At 38.6% G+C, this 18,473-nt stretch carries 13 protein-coding genes; 9 read left to right on the forward strand and 4 right to left on the reverse strand.

Going from position 1 to position 18,473, the window contains the following annotated elements; translation table 11 throughout:
* Positions 1 to 41 precede the first annotated feature (41 nt).
* The gene (gene rapA / locus ACTJJH_RS11485; RefSeq protein WP_005073250.1) at positions 42 to 2,879 is read left to right on the forward strand and encodes an RNA polymerase-associated protein RapA; all 2,838 of its coding nucleotides are present in this window, start codon (positions 42 to 44) and stop codon (positions 2,877 to 2,879) included.
* A gap of 57 nt (positions 2,880 to 2,936) precedes the next feature.
* Here the strand turns inward: rapA and ACTJJH_RS11490 are convergent, their stop codons facing one another.
* A complete protein-coding gene (locus ACTJJH_RS11490) occupies positions 2,937 to 3,953 on the reverse strand; it encodes an AI-2E family transporter (RefSeq protein WP_005067939.1) in 1,017 nt (338 codons plus the stop codon).
* 166 nt (positions 3,954 to 4,119) lie between these two features.
* Positions 4,120 to 4,815 carry an HTH-type transcriptional repressor FabR gene (gene fabR / locus ACTJJH_RS11495; RefSeq protein ID WP_002118668.1) on the reverse strand — a complete coding sequence of 232 codons (696 nt, stop codon included), beginning with the start codon at positions 4,813 to 4,815 and terminating at the stop codon, positions 4,120 to 4,122.
* Positions 4,816 to 4,955: 140 nt separating this feature from the next.
* Here fabR and ACTJJH_RS11500 point away from each other — a divergent pair, with 140 nt between their 5' ends.
* Together ACTJJH_RS11500 and ACTJJH_RS11505 are read left to right on the forward strand one after the other, a co-directional pair.
* Positions 4,956 to 6,026: a ferredoxin reductase gene (locus ACTJJH_RS11500; protein ID WP_320124329.1), complete on the forward strand. Its 1,071-nt coding sequence runs from the start codon at positions 4,956 to 4,958 to the stop codon at positions 6,024 to 6,026.
* A 12-nt stretch (positions 6,027 to 6,038) separates the two neighbouring features.
* Positions 6,039 to 7,133 carry a fatty acid desaturase family protein gene (locus ACTJJH_RS11505; protein ID WP_039759477.1) on the forward strand — a complete coding sequence of 365 codons (1,095 nt, stop codon included), beginning with the start codon at positions 6,039 to 6,041 and terminating at the stop codon, positions 7,131 to 7,133.
* A gap of 48 nt (positions 7,134 to 7,181) precedes the next feature.
* Here the strand turns inward: ACTJJH_RS11505 and ACTJJH_RS11510 are convergent, their stop codons facing one another.
* Entirely contained in the window at positions 7,182 to 7,883 is a 702-nt protein-coding gene (locus ACTJJH_RS11510; protein WP_005803821.1) for an SIMPL domain-containing protein, read from the reverse strand.
* Positions 7,884 to 8,350: 467 nt separating this feature from the next.
* Here ACTJJH_RS11510 and ACTJJH_RS11515 point away from each other — a divergent pair, with 467 nt between their 5' ends.
* The 3 genes from ACTJJH_RS11515 to ACTJJH_RS11525 all read left to right on the forward strand — a co-directional run bounded on the left by ACTJJH_RS11515 (position 8,351) and on the right by ACTJJH_RS11525 (position 12,975).
* Positions 8,351 to 9,724 (forward strand): diaminobutyrate--2-oxoglutarate transaminase, encoded by a 1,374-nt coding sequence (locus ACTJJH_RS11515; protein WP_440601149.1) that lies wholly within the window; start codon positions 8,351 to 8,353, stop codon positions 9,722 to 9,724.
* A gap of 2 nt (positions 9,725 to 9,726) precedes the next feature.
* Positions 9,727 to 11,259, forward strand: coding sequence for a pyridoxal phosphate-dependent decarboxylase family protein (locus ACTJJH_RS11520; protein WP_068614907.1), 1,533 nt, complete (start codon positions 9,727 to 9,729; stop codon positions 11,257 to 11,259).
* 285 nt (positions 11,260 to 11,544) lie between these two features.
* Positions 11,545 to 12,975 (forward strand): aldehyde dehydrogenase family protein, encoded by a 1,431-nt coding sequence (locus ACTJJH_RS11525; RefSeq protein WP_274858662.1) that lies wholly within the window; start codon positions 11,545 to 11,547, stop codon positions 12,973 to 12,975.
* 71 nt (positions 12,976 to 13,046) lie between these two features.
* On the opposite strand, the gene ACTJJH_RS11530 is transcribed toward ACTJJH_RS11525, so the two are convergent.
* Complete coding sequence (locus ACTJJH_RS11530) at positions 13,047 to 13,532, reverse strand: Lrp/AsnC family transcriptional regulator (RefSeq protein WP_004700117.1); 486 nt, start codon at positions 13,530 to 13,532, stop codon at positions 13,047 to 13,049.
* Between the two features lie 134 nt (positions 13,533 to 13,666).
* Between ACTJJH_RS11530 and ACTJJH_RS11535 the strand changes: the two genes are divergently transcribed.
* From ACTJJH_RS11535 to ACTJJH_RS11545, 3 genes are all read left to right on the forward strand, one after another.
* Entirely contained in the window at positions 13,667 to 15,388 is a 1,722-nt protein-coding gene (locus ACTJJH_RS11535) for an alpha-keto acid decarboxylase family protein (RefSeq protein WP_372549859.1), read from the forward strand.
* A gap of 141 nt (positions 15,389 to 15,529) precedes the next feature.
* On the forward strand, positions 15,530 to 16,909 hold the full coding sequence (locus ACTJJH_RS11540; RefSeq protein WP_440601150.1) for an amino acid permease: 1,380 nt from the start codon (positions 15,530 to 15,532) through the stop codon (positions 16,907 to 16,909).
* A gap of 477 nt (positions 16,910 to 17,386) precedes the next feature.
* Entirely contained in the window at positions 17,387 to 18,418 is a 1,032-nt protein-coding gene (locus ACTJJH_RS11545) for a substrate-binding domain-containing protein (RefSeq protein WP_039759461.1), read from the forward strand.
* Positions 18,419 to 18,473: the final 55 nt, after the last annotated feature.

Below are 18,473 nucleotides of genomic sequence, written 5' to 3' on the forward strand. Positions count from 1 at the left end.
AATTTGCATCGTACAATATGTAGTGCGAACTTGAGAGAAAGGTGGAAAAATTGCAGCAGTATGCTATTGGTCAACGTTGGCTATCAGACACAGAAACTGAGCTCGGTTTAGGTGTTCTTATTGATGTAGATGAAAGATCTGTCAGCATTTTATTCCCCAAAAGTGATGAGACACGTGTCTATGCGCGTAACAATGCTCCACTATCTCGTATCATCTTCAATACGAATGATGAAGTTCAAGATCAAGAAGGCCAGAAGTGGATCGTTGAGTCTGTTGAAGATCGTCATGGCGTTTTGCGTTACAACGTTGTTCGTACTTTAGAAAATGGCGAGCAAGAGCGTAAAGCACTCAATGAAACACGTATTGGTGCGCAAATTCAATTATCTAAACCTTTAGACCGTTTGCTTGCAAGTCAAGTTGACTATAAAGAGTGGTATGACCTGCGTATTGAAGCGATGTTGATGCAAGCACAAATGCAGACCAGTCCTCTACGTGGGATGGTCGGTGCACGTGTTGGCCTGATTCCTCATCAGCTTTATATCGCACATGAAGTTGGTAAACGTTTTGCTCCTCGTGTTTTACTTGCCGATGAAGTTGGTTTAGGTAAAACAATTGAAGCTGGTTTAATTATCCACCAACAGCTTAAAACTGGTCGTTCAGAACGTATTCTGATTTTAGTCCCTGATTCTCTTCAGTATCAGTGGATGATTGAAATGCGTCGCCGTTTTAACTTGCAATTCTCTCTGTTTGATTTAACGCGTACCGCATCTATTAAAGAACATGATCCAGAGCTTAACCCGTTCTTGACTGAGCAATGCATTATTGCCAGCGTTGACTTAATGGTTGACCATGATGATTTGCGTGAGCAAGCCATAGAAGCTGGTTTTGATTTGCTCGTAGTCGATGAAGCACATCATTTGATGTGGAGCGAAGAAGAAGGCGGTAATGATCGTTACGATTTAATTGAAGAGCTCGCTGAAAATACAGCAGGGGTACTATTACTCACTGCAACACCTGAACAATTAGGTGTAGAAAGTCATTTCGCACGTTTACGTTTACTTGATCCACAGCGTTTTAGTAGTTTAGAGCGCTTCTTAGATGAAGAGACTCAATATCAGCAGACTGCAAAAATTGCTGAAGTGCTCATGTCGGATCAAGCTCTAACACCAGAGCATTTATCTGCTTTAGAAGGTTTGTTAGGTCACAGCATTGAAGATCAGCCTGACCAACGCTTTAGAGCAATTCACGAATTATTAGACCGTCACGGTACTGGACGTATTTTATTCCGTAATACACGTGAAGCCATTCAGGGCTTCCCAGGTCGTGATTGTCAACCAGCACCATTACCAGCACCAGAAGATTGGTCAAAAGATGGCAAACTGCGTGAGCAGATGTGGCCTGAAGAAGCACAAATTGATGGTTCATGGATGCAAAATGATCCGCGTGTGCCATGGTTAATGGAAATTTTACGCAAAGATCTTAAGCATAAAAAAGTGCTTTTAATTGCGCGTAGTGGACCAGTAGTTGAATCTTTAGAAAATGTGTTGCGTTTGCATGCAGGCATTCGTACGGCAATGTTCCATGAAGGCATGAGCTTACTTGAGCGTGACCAAGCTGCTGCTTATTTTGCTGAAGAAAGCTATGGCGCTCAGATTCTATTGTGTTCGGAAATTGGTTCGGAAGGCCGTAATTTCCAATTCGCCAGTGATCTAATTTTATTTGATCTACCAGCTAACCCAGATGTTTTAGAGCAACGTATTGGACGTCTAGACCGTATTGGTCAAGAAAACCGTATCCAAATTCATGTGCCATACCTTGTGGGAACAGCTCAAGAGCGTATGTTCCGTTGGTATAACGAAGCACTAAATATTTTCAGCAATATTTCTCCGACAGCGCAAACGCTGCAAGAGAATTTTATTGTTGAATTAAAAGATTGTTTACTTGCAGACCAAGGTCAAACATTTGAAGATTTGCTTGAAGAGGTGAATGTTCAACGTCAAGCCTTAGAAGCTGAACTTCAAGCTGGCCGAGATCGTTTACTTGAATATAATTCATGTCGTCCTATTGTGGCACAAGAAATTGTTCAAGCTCTTGAAGACTATGACGACAATACTACGCTACCAATGTTTGTGAAGCGTTTCATGTCATCAACCAATATCGATTTTGATGAGCAAAGTAATGGTACGGTGATTATTAAACCGACCGACCAAATGCAAGTGCAAGGTTTGGCATTAGACGAAGAAGGTATGACAGCAACTTTCTATCGCGATCAAGCTCAACTTCGTGAAGATGCTCAATATTTAACTTTAGAGCATCCATTCATTGAAAGTGTTATGGAAATGATCCGTACACAATCATTTGGTAGTACCAATGTTGCTGTACTCAAATCTAATGCTTTAAAGCAGGGTTCAGTATTAATTGAAGTCTGGTTTAAAGTGGATGTTGTTGCACCTAAATCTTTGAACTTGCCATCAAGCTTACCTAAGCAGCTTATCCGTGTATTGTTAAGTGAAAATGGACAGGATTTATCTGAAAAGATTGATCCAACAATTTTAAAACCTTATTTGCACCATTTAGATGGCAATAGCTGCCGCCAAGTAGTTAAAGCTCGCCGTGATATCATTGAGCAGCGCTATAAACAAGCGTTAGAAATTGCGAAAGTTGATTTACCGCAGCTTCAGCAGCAAGCAAAAGAACACTATGGTAATAAATGGCAATATGAAATTGACCGTTTAACTTATTTAAAACAGTTCAACCCAAGTATTCGTCAAGATGAAATTGAACGCTTACAAAAGTTGCAAAAAGAAGGCTTGAGCTTGCTTGATGGTTTAACTGTTACACCAGAAGCAATTCAGGTGTTAGTTGTGGTTAAGCCGTAACTCACTCAAAATGAAAAAAGCGCCGAGAGGGCGCTTTTTTTATATATTGATTTTGAGTTAGATGAGACCGGCATCTTTTAACTCTAGCTTTAAATAAGCATAAAAAATTGGAGCAGCGATTAAACCGCCTAAGCCAAAAATTGACTCAAATACTAGCATTGCTAATAAAATCTCCCATGCATTTGCATTGATTTTATGCCCAATAATTTTAGCATTAATAAAATATTCAAGTTTATGGACCAGAACAAGATAAAGTAATGCTGCTCCTGCTAGTCCTAGAGAAATTGTAAGAGCTGCAATAAACGTTAAAGTGTTTGAAAGTAGATTCCCTAAAATTGGAATGAGACCAAACATAAAGGTCAAAATAGTTAAAGTTTTGGCAAAAGGAAGGTGAACTCCCCAAAGTGGCAACAAAATAAAGGCGAATAAAATAAAGAGCAGGGTGTTAATGGCTGAAATTTTTATTTGGGCAAAAACAACATTTTTAAATGAAATTGATAATTTTTGAATACGCTGAATAAGCAGTGACTTAAAAACAGGCTGAGGCGTACGGCGATGAAAACCATGTATTGCTACCAAAATACCAATAATTAATCCCATGACCATGGTCACGAAGTTATGCAAAATATCGGAACTGGTGTTTTTTAAGGTGGTGACGTTATCTTTCATAAATGCAAAGATTTCGTCTTTTAGATCTGTCACGCTATCAGGAATATAACCTGGCAGATATTTTGTGATCTCTGCTTGCAAATGAAGTAAGGTTTGATCAACCTTGCTATTAATACTATGTAATCCGACACCTTTTAGATCGTATACAACGAAACTAATCAGACTGGTAATGAAAAAACCAATAAGTGAGATGGTGACGATACTGAGTAAAATACTAATAAAAATACGGGCTCTTTGGCCATCAATATAACGTTCTACAACCGAACTTAAACTAATAATAATTTCATAAATGAGAAAGCCTGCAAAAAAACTTGCTAATAGATGTAATGGGATAACCGAAAGCAAAAAGATGCCCATAAGAATGTAGCTTGCAATCAGACTTTGACGATTATTCAAATTTTGCATGTGGATCCCTGAGATCGTTGGGAATATAGGAGAAAGAGCAAACGGAAAGATTATTTATACTCTGGCAAGCTATTCGCTTCAATCAGTGAATTATATTTTTATTGGAAAATAGAGGAGTTAGATTTAAAAATGGCCTGTTCATCAACAAGCCATTTATTAGATCATTTTAGCGAATTTTTGCTTCATCTAAATGACGTGCACCTTCTAAAATCATCCGAATCATAATCATGGTTTGTTCAGCAACTTCTGCACGTTGATTGATCGGTAAATCAATCACTTTGGCACCCATGTGAAACACAAGTTGAGTAATAGCTTTTGCAACAAGGTCTGGGTGATACAGGTGATTGTTATTTAAGCGTTCAAGACGAATTAAATCTTCTTGTAGCTCTTGCTGAAAAAAGTTGAGCTGGCGGTCTACGGCAGCCTTATAAGAAGCAGAACCTGTAAAACTTTCACGTAGTAATAAACTTAAATTACCTTCATCGGCATCGAGTTGTTGAAGGAAAATATCGACAGAACTACGAATAATACTTTCTTGTAAAGAAGCACGTAGGCGAGCCTGACGGATAATTTTACGTAAAACGATACCTGCGCGGTCAATTAGAGAAATTGCTAATTCATCGATATCTTTAAAATGTCGATAGAAACTATTTGGGGCAATTCCTGCTTCACGAGCTACTTCACGTAAACTCAATGAAGCAATACTTTTTTGCGGACCAATGAGGTTTAAAGCGGCCTGAAAAAGTTCTTCTTTAGTAATTGTCGCTTTTCTTCCAACAGAACGCGTAGCTGTTTTAATTTCAATGACATCTTGTTGTTGAGGTGTGTCATTCAGGTTCTGAGAAAGTGAAGATTGGGTCATGCTGTTCAATATATTTGTAAACTCTCAGGATTATAGCCTTAGAAGCTGAACTTGTGAAATTGTAATTAAAAGTACGGGTGTATATACAAATATATATACATGTGTATAATAATTAAAAAAGAGCGACAGAGCCTTCAGTTATGCAAGCAATCGAAAAGAGAAATTCTCTATTCAATTCATTGACACAAGCCATCTTTGATAAAGAAATGGCTAATTTCTGGCTACAAAAAGTTAATCCTTTATGGTCTGTAAAACATGGCCTTGTTCAAATTGTAAAAAAAGAATTTGTCGCTCACGACATGGTGAGCCTGACGCTAAAATGTAACCGCTTAGTGAAAATGGGCGTTGCAGGCCAGCATCATCCTGTAATTGTAGAAATTGCTGGTCGTCGCTATGAACGTACTTATAGTTTGACGCAAATAGATGCGCAGCACTTACGTTTAACCGTAAAAAAAGTTGCAGATGGTATTGTTAGTAACTGGTTTATTTCTGAAAGCCAAATCGGTGATGTTTTTGAGCTTGGTCAACCTTATGGTGACATGCAACAAAACATCAAAACACCGAATTTAATTATGTTGGCTGCGGGTAGTGGTATTACCCCAATCTTGAGCCTAATTACTGCGATTAAACAAAGCCAGCAGTTAGATAAAGTTCAGGTACAACTTTTATATTGGGTAAAACAACGTTCAGATGCGGCTTTTGTTGAATACTTTGAAAAAGTTGCACAGGAATATCCGAACTTTAATTATCAGGTTTTCTATACACAAGAAACCCCAAATGATGAGCGTTTAAATGCAGAGCATTTAGCATTAGTTGATGATGTAGAAAACAGCACAATTTATGCGTGTGGACCTTCTGGTTTTGTGGCGACTGTTGAGCAACTTTTTGAAAAAGCTCCAGCCGTTTTAACAGAAGCATTTAGCTTAACAAATGAAAGCTCTGCTGATGATATTGGTTATGTGAATGTCACATTAACCCAGTCTAATAAGGTTATTGCAATTCCTAAAGGCCAGTCAATTCTGGTTAGCCTTGAACATGAAGGTCTTAAACCAACTCATGGTTGCCGTATGGGAATTTGTAATAAATGTGTTTGTAATAAATCACAAGGTTCAACACGTAATTTACTTAACGGTAGCGAAAACACTGAACCAAGCCAATTACTCAAAATTTGTGTGAACTCAGCACAATCCGATCTAGTTATTGATCTTTAAGAGAGAACTCTTATGAATATGCCAGTGAAAGTCGAATATTTTAAAAATCCTAAAAATCGAGATTTGACTCCAGCAGAACTTGATGCATTTGCAAAAGAGCTCGATCAGATCAAGCAAGAGGTATTGGATGATTTGGGTGAGAAAGATGCTAAATATATCCGCCGTGTTTATGCTGCGATTCGTTATAGTAGCTTTTTAGGTCGTGCATGTTTGTTTGCAGGTTGGTTCCCACCAGCGTGGATTTTAGGAACAGGCCTATTAGGCTTCTCTAAAATTATGGAAAACATGGAACTCGGTCATAACGTGATGCACGGTCAATATGACTGGATGAACGATCCTAAATTTAATGGTCAAACTTACGAGTGGGATACTGTCGGTACTTCTGATAACTGGCGCCAAACTCATAACTATAAACATCACACCTATACCAACATTAAAGGTATTGATGATGACATCGGTTACGGTTTACTTCGTTTATTCCCAGAGCAACGCTGGAAGCCGGGTTTCTTACTTCAACCTGTTTATAGCATCCCATTTTGTTTACTGTTCCAATGGGGCGTAGCTATTCAGAATCTTGAAATTGGACGTGTCCTTTATAAACGTAAGAGCATGGCAAAATTCTTGGAAGAGTTAAAACCTGTTAATAAAAAGATTGGAAAACAACTTTTTAAAGACTATGTTTTCTTCCCTTTAATTGCAGGGCCAGCAGCTTTACCTGTATTGACAGGAAACTTGGTTGCGAATGGTCTTCGTAATATCTGGACGTTTACGATTATTTTCTGTGGTCACTTCACAAAAGATGCGGAAGTATTTCCAAAGTCTGTTTTACAAGAAGAAAGCCGTGGTCACTGGTATATGCGCCAGATTCGTGGTTCTTCTAACTTGAAAGGTTCAGAAGCATTACATATTTTAAGCGGACATTTGAGCCATCAGATTGAGCACCATTTATTCCCTGATATCCCAGCGCGTCGTTATCGCCAAATGGCTCCAAAAGTTGAAGCTGTATGTAAAAAATATGGTCTAAATTATAACAACGCAAGTCTGGCTAAACAGTTTGGACAGGTGGTAGGCCGTATCTTTAAATATGCTTTACCTTTTAAAAAATAAGTCAAAAAAAAGCCCTGATGAGTTCAGGGCTTTTTTTAGAGAAACAAATTATTTAAACTGAATTGAACCGTTTGCATTTACAGTAATTTTAGACTCACCAGCTGCCATGTCTTGAGCTGGTGCAGCTTCGGCCATAGCAAATTTAGCCATGCTGGCACGCATTACAGGTTGTGGGAAATAGTTATTTGTGTTCAGGTTTAGAGTGACCAAAGTATATTGGTTTTTATTCCAAGCTTGGGTCAACATTTGAGCACGTTGTTGGAAGTTTTTAGATGCTTCTACCATTAACTCATTTTCAACTTTTTTACGTTGCTCATCAGAAACCGTAAAGTTAATTGATTGAGTTTGGAAGTTTTGCTGTAATTCGTTTACTAACTGGCTAGCAGCTTTAAAGTCTTTACTTTCAAGACGGATTTCAGCGCGGCCACGCCATTCTTTTAACTTATTACTATCGTTATCGTAAATTGGATAAGTGCTTTGAGCACCAGTTTCCACTTTTACTTGTGGATATTTACGAGAAACATTAAGTGCCTGATTCATCAATTGATTAATTTGATTTGAAAGCTCGGCTGGTTGTTTGTTACTTTTTTCAATATATAAAGTTGCATGCATTTCATCATTAGAAACTTGGCGAGAAGCTTCCGCTTGTACATTTACAATATTGTAGTTCAAAGCATTATCATCCTGAGCAAAAACTAAAGGGCTAAGGAGAGAACCTAAAAGAAGGGTAGAGACGGCTAAAGTACGCATAAATTTTTCCTTTAAAAATTAATATAAATTTAATTTTTTTCATTAGGAAATGTTAAACATAACTTATGCATAACTTTTGCAGATTTTGTGGCGTATTTGTAATATTCAGATCAGTTTTTTTTAAATTTTGGTAAATATAAAGTCTTTAAAAATTAAAAGCTTAAAATTAAAGTGTTTCAATGTAACTTAAAAAATCAAAGTAATATAAAAAAAGAATATTTTCTTTAGGTTGTCACATAGTATGATGATAATTCATCATAACTATTGGGATGATACATTTTTTCAATAAGATTAGATGAGTAAAGTACATAAAAGACGTTTTTTTTCTTGTAAAATTAGGTATCATCGCGCTCCTAGTTACAAGATATAAAATAAGTGTCTTTACTAGTTCTATAAAGCACCGAGTCAAAGGACCAATCGTCACCAGACTTATTTCTTTCTACCCCTATCAGAGATGGTAATCCGATATGAGCGTTACTTCCGTTAACCCTGCCACTAATGCTACTAACGAATATTATTTGACTCGCCAAAGTCAAATGGAATCAAATGTTCGTAGCTATCCACGTAAATTACCGTTAGCGATAGCGAAAGCACAAGGATGCTGGGTTACTGATGTTGAAGGTACACAGTACCTTGATTGTTTAGCTGGGGCAGGTACATTGGCTTTAGGTCATAATCATCCTGCGGTGATTCAAAGTATTCAAGATACATTGGCAAGTGGTTTGCCATTGCATACTTTAGACTTAACCACACCTTTAAAAGATGCATTCACTGAAGCATTGTTAGCATATTTACCTGGTGGTAAAGAAGAATATTGCTTGCAGTTCTGTGGTCCTGCTGGTGCAGACGCAACTGAAGCAGCAATCAAACTTGCTAAGACTTACACTGGCCGTAGCTCAGTGATCAGTTTCTCAGGCGGTTATCATGGTATGACCCATGGTGCGCTTGCTATGACTGGTAACTTAAGTGCAAAAAATGCAGTTAACGGTTTAATGCCAGGCGTACAATTCATGCCATATCCGCATGAATACCGCTGCCCACTTGGTTTAGGTGGTGAAGCTGGTGTTGACGCTTTAACTTACTACTTTGAAAACTTTATTGAAGATGTAGAAAGCGGTGTAACAAAACCGGCTGCTGTTATTCTTGAAGCGATTCAAGGTGAAGGCGGCGTAGTTACAGCTCCAGTAAAATGGTTGCAAAAAATCCGTGAAGTGACTGAAAAGCACAACATCGTTTTAATTTTAGACGAAGTTCAAGCTGGCTTTGCACGTTCAGGCAAAATGTTTGCATTTGAACATGCAGGTATTGAACCTGATGTTGTTGTAATGTCTAAAGCAGTAGGTGGTGGTTTACCACTTGCAGTATTAGGTATTAAACGTAAATTTGATGCTTGGCAGCCTGCTGGTCACACGGGTACTTTCCGTGGTAACCAACTTGCTATGGGTACTGGTCTTGTCGTATTAAAAACGATTAGCGAACAAAATCTTGCTCAAAATGCGCAAGAGCGTGGTGACTTCTTACAAGCTGAATTTAAAAAATTAGCTCAAGAATTCCCATGTATCGGTAACGTACGTGGTCGCGGTTTAATGATCGGTGTTGAGATCGTTGACGAGCGTAAACCAGCTGATCGTATTGGTTCGCATCCTGCTGACTCACAATTAGCTGCTGCAATTCAAACTGCTTGTTTCAACAATAAATTATTGCTTGAAAAAGGTGGTCGTAACGGTACGGTAATTCGTTTACTTTGCCCGCTTATCATCACTCAAGACGAGTGTGTTGAAGTAGTTGCTCGCTTTAGGAAAGCAATTGCAGAAGCATTGGTTGCAGTACGAGGCGCATAAGTATGGTGGATTTTGCAGAACATCGTAAAGCGTTACTCTGCAATGATGCACAATCCATTGCTGACTATGAGTCAGCAATGGGCGAAGCGGTAAAAGCCGTTTCAGCATGGTTGCAAAATGAAAAGATGTACACTGGTGGTAGCATTAAAGAATTGCGTTCAGCAATTTCTTTCCAACCTTCAAAAGAAGGTATGGGTGTACAAGAATCTCTTCAACGTATGATTGAGCTTTTCTTGAATAAAAGCTTGAAAGTACACCATCCACATTCATTAGCACATTTACACTGCCCAACCATGGTGATGAGCCAGATCGCGGAAGTGTTAATCAATGCAACTAACCAGTCTATGGACTCATGGGATCAAAGCCCGGCGGGTTCATTAATGGAAGTTCAGCTCATTGATTGGTTGCGTCAAAAAGTAGGTTATGGTTCTGGTCAGGCAGGTGTTTTCACTTCTGGCGGTACTCAATCTAACTTGATGGGTGTGTTACTTGCTCGTGACTGGTGCATCTCGAAAAACTGGAAAGACGAAAATGGTAACCCATGGTCTGTACAGCGTGATGGTATTCCTGCCGATGCAATGAAAAACGTCAAAGTCATCTGTTCTGAAAATGCGCATTTCTCTGTGCAAAAGAACATGGCAATGATGGGTATGGGCTTCCAGTCAGTTGTGACTGTTCCTGTGAATGAAAATGCACAGATGGATGTAGATGCTCTCGAAAAAACGATGGCGCATCTTCAGTCTGAAGGTAAAGTTGTTGCTTGTGTCGTTGCGACAGCAGGTACAACCGATGCTGGTGCAATTGACCCATTGAAGAAAATCCGTGAAATTACCAATAAATATGGTTCATGGATGCATATCGATGCGGCATGGGGCGGTGCATTAATTCTGTCAAATGACTATCGTGCAATGCTTGATGGTATTGAGTTGTCTGACTCGATTACCCTCGATTTCCATAAGCATTATTTCCAAAGCATTAGCTGTGGCGCGTTCTTGTTGAAAGATGAAGCGAACTATCGTTTCATGCACTACGAAGCTGAATACTTGAACTCTGCTTATGACGAAGAGCATGGTGTACCAAACCTTGTGTCTAAGTCATTACAAACGACTCGTCGTTTTGATGCATTGAAATTGTGGATGACAATTGAATCACTAGGTGAAGACCTTTATGGTTCAATGATTGACCATGGTGTAAAACTTACTCGTGAAGTTGCAGATTACATCAAGGCAACTGATAGTTTAGAACTTTTAGTTGAGCCTCAGTTTGCTTCGGTATTATTCCGTGTTGTTCCACAAGGCTACCCAGCTGAGTTTATCGATAGCTTGAACCAAAACGTAGCGGACGAATTGTTTGCACGTGGTGAAGCAAATATCGGTGTAACAAAAGTTGGTAATGTACAGTCATTGAAAATGACAACATTAAGCCCTGTTGTGACATTCGAAAACGTTAAAAACCTTTTAGGTCAAGTATTGGCTGAAGCTGACCGCATTAAAGATGCAATTGCTTCTGGTAACTATGTACCACCAATTGACTAATTGAGTTGATAACAAAAAAGCTCGGTTTATTACCGGGCTTTTTTATGGCAGATTGTTTTTATTTGGATTGTGTATGAAGAAAAGAATACATGCACAAATCATGCATATTTTCAAAAAACAAAAATAATTATGCATGATTTATGGGGAGCAAATTTCTTATTGTATTGATATGTCCCCAATATTTTTGGTCACATTGATATATCAATATCGTACTTACTTTAAATAATCCCGGTTTAACTGAAAAAAGTAAGTGGCTGTAATTACAATTAAGACAAGGAAGAAGAAATGCAACAAGCGAATATGCTCAATGAATTTAAACTCATTATTGGCGGTCAACTTTGTTCAGGTGAACAAGGTGAACTAGAAATTCTTAACCCTGCTACTGGCTTAACTGCTGCACGTTGTGCAAAAGCTTCGGTTGCGCAGGTAAATCAAGCAGTGAGTGCAGCTAAACAAGCATCTAAAGCTTGGCAACAAGTTTCCCATGATGAGCGTAAGTCGATCTTAAATAAGATTGCAGATGGTATTGAAAAGCACGCTGAAATGCTCGCAGAGTTGGTTGTGCTTGAACAAGGTAAGCCACTCGCACTTGCTCAAATGGAAGTGCAGGGCGCAATTGGCTGGACGCGTTATGCGGCTGCGATGGATTTACCTGTAGAAATAATTGAAGACAGTGAAACCAAGCGTATTGAGCGCCATCGCCAACCGTTAGGTGTAGTGGCTTCAATTACACCATGGAACTGGCCTCTCATGATTGCGGTTTGGCATATCATGCCTGCATTGCGTGCGGGTAACGTTGTGATTAGCAAACCTTCTGAATACACGCCACTCTCAACTTTACGTTTATGTGAAATCATTCAGCAAGAAGTTCCTGCTGGCGTAATTTCAATTGTAGTTGGTGCTGGTGAGATTGGTGAAGCATTATCTTCTCATCCAGATGTACAAAAAGTTGTATTCACGGGATCAACTCGAACAGGTCAGCACATTATGGCTGGGGCAGCTCAGCAGCTAAAACACTTAACTTTAGAGTTGGGTGGTAATGATGCGGGTATTGTATTGCCAGATGCAAATATTGATGAAATTGCAGCTAAGATTTTTAACATGGCGTTCTTGAATGCAGGCCAAACATGCGCGGCGTTAAAACGTCTATACGTGCATGAAAGCCAATATGGGGCTTTATCTCAAAAGTTAGCTGATATTGCCAACGCCCAAGTGGTGGGTGACGGAATGGCATCTTCTACAACATTTGGTCCAGTACAAAACCAAATGCAATATAACAAAGTGAAAGCTCTTATTGATGAAGCGATTGCACAAGGTGCAAAAGCACTTTCAGGACAGCAACAATTACCAGAGCAGGGCTACTTTATTGCACCAACTATTTTGACTGAAGTTTCTGATTCTTGTCGTGTGGTGCAAGAAGAGCAGTTTGGTCCAGTGTTGCCTATTTTAAAATATACCGATATCAACGATGCAATTGCTCGTGCCAATGATAGTGAGTTTGGTTTAGGTGGCTCAATTTGGTCTTCTGATATTAAAGCAGCACAGACTTATGCTAGGCAGCTTCAATGCGGAACGGTTTGGATTAATACCCATGCTGAGGTTCTGCCTCATGCACCTTTTGGTGGCTGGAAAATGTCTGGCCTAGGTGCTGAATTTGGCTTGGAAGGTTTACTTGAAAATACGATTGGGCAAACGGTTCATATCAGTAAAGTCTAAATATTCATTTTAAGGCGGATCTAGTATCCGCCTTTTTATTTTCACTTTTATGTTTGAAAAGCTGAGTTAGTTTATTGAGAGTGATGATAGCTCATGCTTTTAGGTTTGATTAAAAAATGATTCTGTTCTTTAATTTTTTTAAGAACGATGTAAGACTTTATGTGTCCAATAAAATTATAAGAAAGCAACCTTTCGGTCACAAATTGGGAAAGCTGTTCTAAGTTTTCTGCAACCACTTTTAAAATAAAATCCGCATCGCCACTAATTGAAAATGCATCCTGAATGTTGTCTTCAGCTTCAATGAGCTCTTGAAAAGCCTGCTGTGATTTTGCCTCGTGTGTTCTTAGATTAATATGTATCATCGCTGTAACTTCGAGTCCTAGCGCCTGCTGCTGGATGCGTGCCGTGTAGCCTAGAATTATGCCTTTTTGCTCAAGTAGCTGCCTTCTTCTTGAACATTGCGAAGCAGATAAACCAATTAAATCTCCTATTTCCTGATTGGTGAGTCGTCCATTCTTTTGTAGTGCCTGAATGATTTGCCAGTCGAACTTATCCATTGCATAAAATCCTTTTATGATACACAAATCATGTATTTTTATTAAAATGCGTTTTCATTATGCACGAAATCTAAAAGATAGATGAAATATTATTTTTCTATGGAATAAAAATTGGTCTCAAAGGATATAGAGCAATGTTCATAGAAATCGGTGACTTTTTAAATCTTCGTTTAAAACAAATGGGTATCCAACATCTTTTTGGAGTACCTGGTGATTTTAACCTCTCATATCTAGAACAAGTTGAAGCAGACCCACAACTCGAATTTATTGGAAATTGTAATGAATTAAATGCTGCCTATGCAGCAGACGGTTATGCACGAATTAACGGTTTTTCTGCCTTGGCAACCACTTATGGTGTAGGTGACTTAAGTGCGATTAATGGTATTGCAGGTGCCTATGCAGAAAATGTACCTCTTATTCATATCTCAGGTATTCCGCCTTTACATGCGGTTCAAAAGGGCACACTAATACACCACACGCTTGTCGATGGTAACTACGACAATATTATGAACTGTATGAAAGAGTTCACAGTTGCCCAAACACGTTTAACTCCAGCAAATGCAGCTTTTGAAATTGACCGTGTATTACGCCAGTGTTTCCTTGAACGCCGTCCTGTACACATTCAACTACCCGGCGATATTACTCACGTTAAAATTGAAGTATCTGAGCGTCCGCTTGACTTAAGCTACCCAGCTATTGAACCTGAATTATTGCAGAGTGTGGTAAGCAAACTTTGTGACATTATTGCAAATGCTCAAAGCCCAGCACTTCTTATTGATAATGAAGCTTCAGTTTTTGGTGTAACTTCACTTTTAAATGATTTGTCTCAAAAATGCTCAATTCCATTTGCAGGGATGAATACTGCAAAAAATATTATGGATGAAGGCTCACCTCGTTACATTGGAACTTATGTGGGTGGGGCAAGCCAACCGCATGTGAAAAATATCATTGAACAATCCGACTGTTTAATTGGTGTTGGTGCACGCTTTACCGATGTAGGCTCAGCTGTATTTACTCATCAAATTGAGACCAAAAACTACATCGAAATTAAATCTTATGGCCTAAATATTTTTGGACAGGATTTTCCGGGTATTGAAATTGGACAGTTACTTGTTGAGCTAAATAAAAAAGTTGCGCCACGTAAATCGACAATACCTCTTCTCGAAAAACAACCGCCGAAAGTAATAGAAGCTCCAGCTCAACAAAAGCTTAGCCAAGATGTGCTTTGGAACTACATTTCAGGGTTCTTAAAAGAAGATGATGTGATTATTGGTGAAGTAGGGACATCAAACTCAGCTTTGTCAGGAATAAAGCTTCCTGCCACAGCTAAATATATTGCTCAGCCGCTTTGGGGTTCTATTGGTTACACCTTACCGGCTTTACTTGGTAGTTTGTTGGCTGCTCCTGAGCGTCGTCAAATTTTATTTATTGGTGATGGTTCATTCCAGCTTACGGTACAAGAGCTCTCTACGATTATCCGTCACGGTTTAAAACCAATCATTTTCTTGCTAAACAATGGTGGCTATACCATTGAGCGTCTAATTATGGGTGAAAACGCTGCCTATAACGACGTGCAAAACTGGAAATACACTGAAATTCCTGCGGTATTTAACGGTAAAAAAGGCCATACCACTTATGTGGTTGAGACAGCTGGCCAGCTCAAGAGCGTTTTAGACAACGTTCAGCAAAATGATCAGTTAACTTTCATTGAATTAAAACTACCAGCAATGGATGCGCCGGTAAGTTTGAAAAAATTTGCTTCTGTGATTGCTCGTTTTGACTACGGTGATCGCGGCTACGAAATTTTAAAGGAGCGTTCCCAACCGATTAAATGTAAGGATGCAATCTCTTTTTAAATAGAAGTCAGGACAAGTCTTCTCAAAAATTAAATGGACTCACATTACAGCAAACTTATATCCGAAGATCGGTTCCTGATCTTCGGATGTGGTGCTGGATAAAGGTGTACAGGAAGTGACACCAACATTGGAGATAATGTTATGGATGTAAACAATAAGCACGAGTTAAAACAAGGCTTATCCAATCGGCATATTCAACTCATCGCCCTTGGAGGGGCGATTGGTACAGGATTATTCTTAGGTCTTTCACAAACAATTAAATTGGCTGGCCCTTCAATTTTATTAGGATATGCAATTGCAGGAATTATTGCCTTTTTAATTATGCGCCATTTAGGTGAAATGGTTGTTGAAGAGCCGGTCAGTGGTTCTTTTAGTTATTTTGCGAACAAATATTGGGGCAAAATGGCGGGTTTTATGTCTGGCTGGAACTATTGGGTATTATATGTACTCGTCAGTATGGCTGAATTGAGTGCTATTGGGACATTTATACAGTTTTGGTGGCCTGAAATTCCGACATGGCTAACTGCTTTATTTTTCTTTATTTTAATTAACGGCATTAACTTGGTAAATGTTCGCTTTTTTGGGGAATCCGAGTTCTTATTTTCCTGCATTAAAATTGTTGCCATTTTAAGCATGATTGGTTTCGGTGCTTATCTTTTACTTTCAGGCTCAGCAGGTCCGCAAGCGGGTGTTGCAAATTTATGGCAACACGGTGGTTTCTTCCCGCATGGGATTCACGGTTTTGTCATGGCTTTAGCTGTCATTATGTTTGCATTTGGCGGCTTGGAATTAATTGGTATTGCAGCAGCTGAAACGAAGAAACCTGAAACGACTATTCCTAAAGCAGTAAATCAGATTGTTTACCGTATTTTAATTTTTTATATCGGTGCAATCGGTATTCTTTTATGTCTTTATCCATGGAACATGGTGGCAGAAGGCGGCAGTCCATTTGTCATGATTTTCCAGTCACTCAATAGTAACGGTGTTGCGAACGTCTTAAACTTTGTGGTCTTGATTGCTGCTATTTCAGTTTATAACAGCTGTATCTATTGTAATAGTCGTATGTTGCATGGTTTGGCAGAGCAGGGTAATGCTCCTGCAATTTTGAAAAAAGTAAACAGTCGCGGTATTCCAGTTCCAGCAGCAGTTGTTTCTGCATCTATTACAGCAATATGTGTGGTCGTGAATTATCTGATTCCTGGTCAAGCTTTTCAGCTCTTCATGATGCTTGTGGTGGCTGCACTTGTCATTAACTGGCTCATGATTTCAGTGACGCATTTAAAGTTTACTAAAGCAATGAAATTGCAAAGACGCCAAACTAAGTTCCAAAGCATTATGAGTCCTTGGAGTAATTATTTAACCATTAGCTTTGTATGCTTTATTCTTATTATTATGGCGATGACTCCAGATATGAGATTGGCAGTTATTTTAGGGCCAATCTGGCTTGTTGTTTTAGCTGTGATGTACTTCTTAAAATATCGTAAAAAAATGGTTGTTCTGCCAGAAGTACAATCGAATTGATCCTTTAAATTGACAATGATATTGCGGTTATCAGCCTTAGGGTCGGTAACCCTTTATCTTTTGTCATATTATTTTCATGTTACAAAGAAATTGTTTTTTTCTAGAAATTTTTAATAATAATTTTAATGACAGAAAATATTTAAATAATAAAATTAATAAATCACTAAATTACCGTTTTTTAATATATTTATAATACCTTTTGTTTTTATATTTTATAAAAAATAAAAATTTAATATTTTTAGTTAATGTCATAATATAGATTGATAGAGAGGGTTAAATAATCTCTGCATTTAAAATAACTAATTGATAGTACATAAAAAATATTAATGTGACAGTTAACAATATCGAAATCATTAAAGCGTCATCATACTGTAACTTAATTGTCATATTTTCTATTCACAATGCAGCTATCGAAGAGCGTACAAGCACTCAACAAAAAGTGACGTACAACCTATTGCATTAATGAGAGAGAACAGAATGCGCTTAAATCCACGTCAAATCGCAATTGCGTTAGCAGTAACTGGGGCAGCTGTAACAACGACTGCAAATGCAGCTCGTGATACGATTCAAATTGCTGGTTCTTCAACTGTATTACCGTTTGCCAGTGTTGTAGCTGAAGAGTTTGGTAATACTTTCCCTCAATTTAAAACTCCTGTAGTTGGTTCTGGCGGTTCTTCTGCTGGTTTGAAACAATTCTGTCAAGGTGTTGGCGATAACACGATCGACGTTGCTAACTCTTCTCGTAAAATTAAAAGCACTGAAATCGAAGCTTGTAACAAAGCTGGTGTAAAACAAATTCAAGAAATCAAAATCGGTTATGACGGTATTGTATTCGCGTCTAACTCACACAAAGCAGCTTATAAATTAAAACCTTACCATGTGTTTGCTGCTTTAGCTGCACAGTTGCCTTCAAAAGGTAAATTGGTTCCAAACCCATATACAAACTGGAATCAAATTGATAAAACACTTCCAAATGAACCGATTACGCTTGTAATCCCTGCATCTAACCACGGTACTCGTGAAGTTTTCCAAGAGAAAATGGTTGAAGCTGGTTGTGAAGCATATGAATACTTCAAGAGCTTAGATAAAGATGCTCAGAAGAAAGCATGTTCTACTTTCCGTAAAGATGGCCGTGTAATTGAAATCGCTGGCGACTATACAGAAACATTAGCGCGCTTAAAAACTTCTCCAAGTGCTGTAGGCGTGTTTGGTTTAAGTTTCTATGACATGAACCGTGACAAGTTACGTGTAGCAACAGTAAACAACGTTGTTCCATCTGAGAAGACAGTGTTGAATGGTACATACCCTGTATCTCGCCCATTGTACTTCTACGTGAAAGGTGAACACTTAAAATCAGTTAAAGGCTTACCGCAATATGTAGAATATTTCGTAAGCAAGAAAGCAACTGGTAAAGGTTCTAAAGCTGAACGTGATGGTTTAATCGCGATGTCTGATGCTGAACGTGCAAAAGTTTTGGCTGACTTTAAAGCAGGTAAAACTGTTAAATAAGTTAGTTTGAATGAAGGCTGGTGATCTTAAGAGTTCATCAGCCTTTTTGTCTAAC

This window comes from Acinetobacter sp. 22301 (assembly GCF_052045285.1).
GTDB lineage: Bacteria > Pseudomonadota > Gammaproteobacteria > Pseudomonadales > Moraxellaceae > Acinetobacter > Acinetobacter pittii.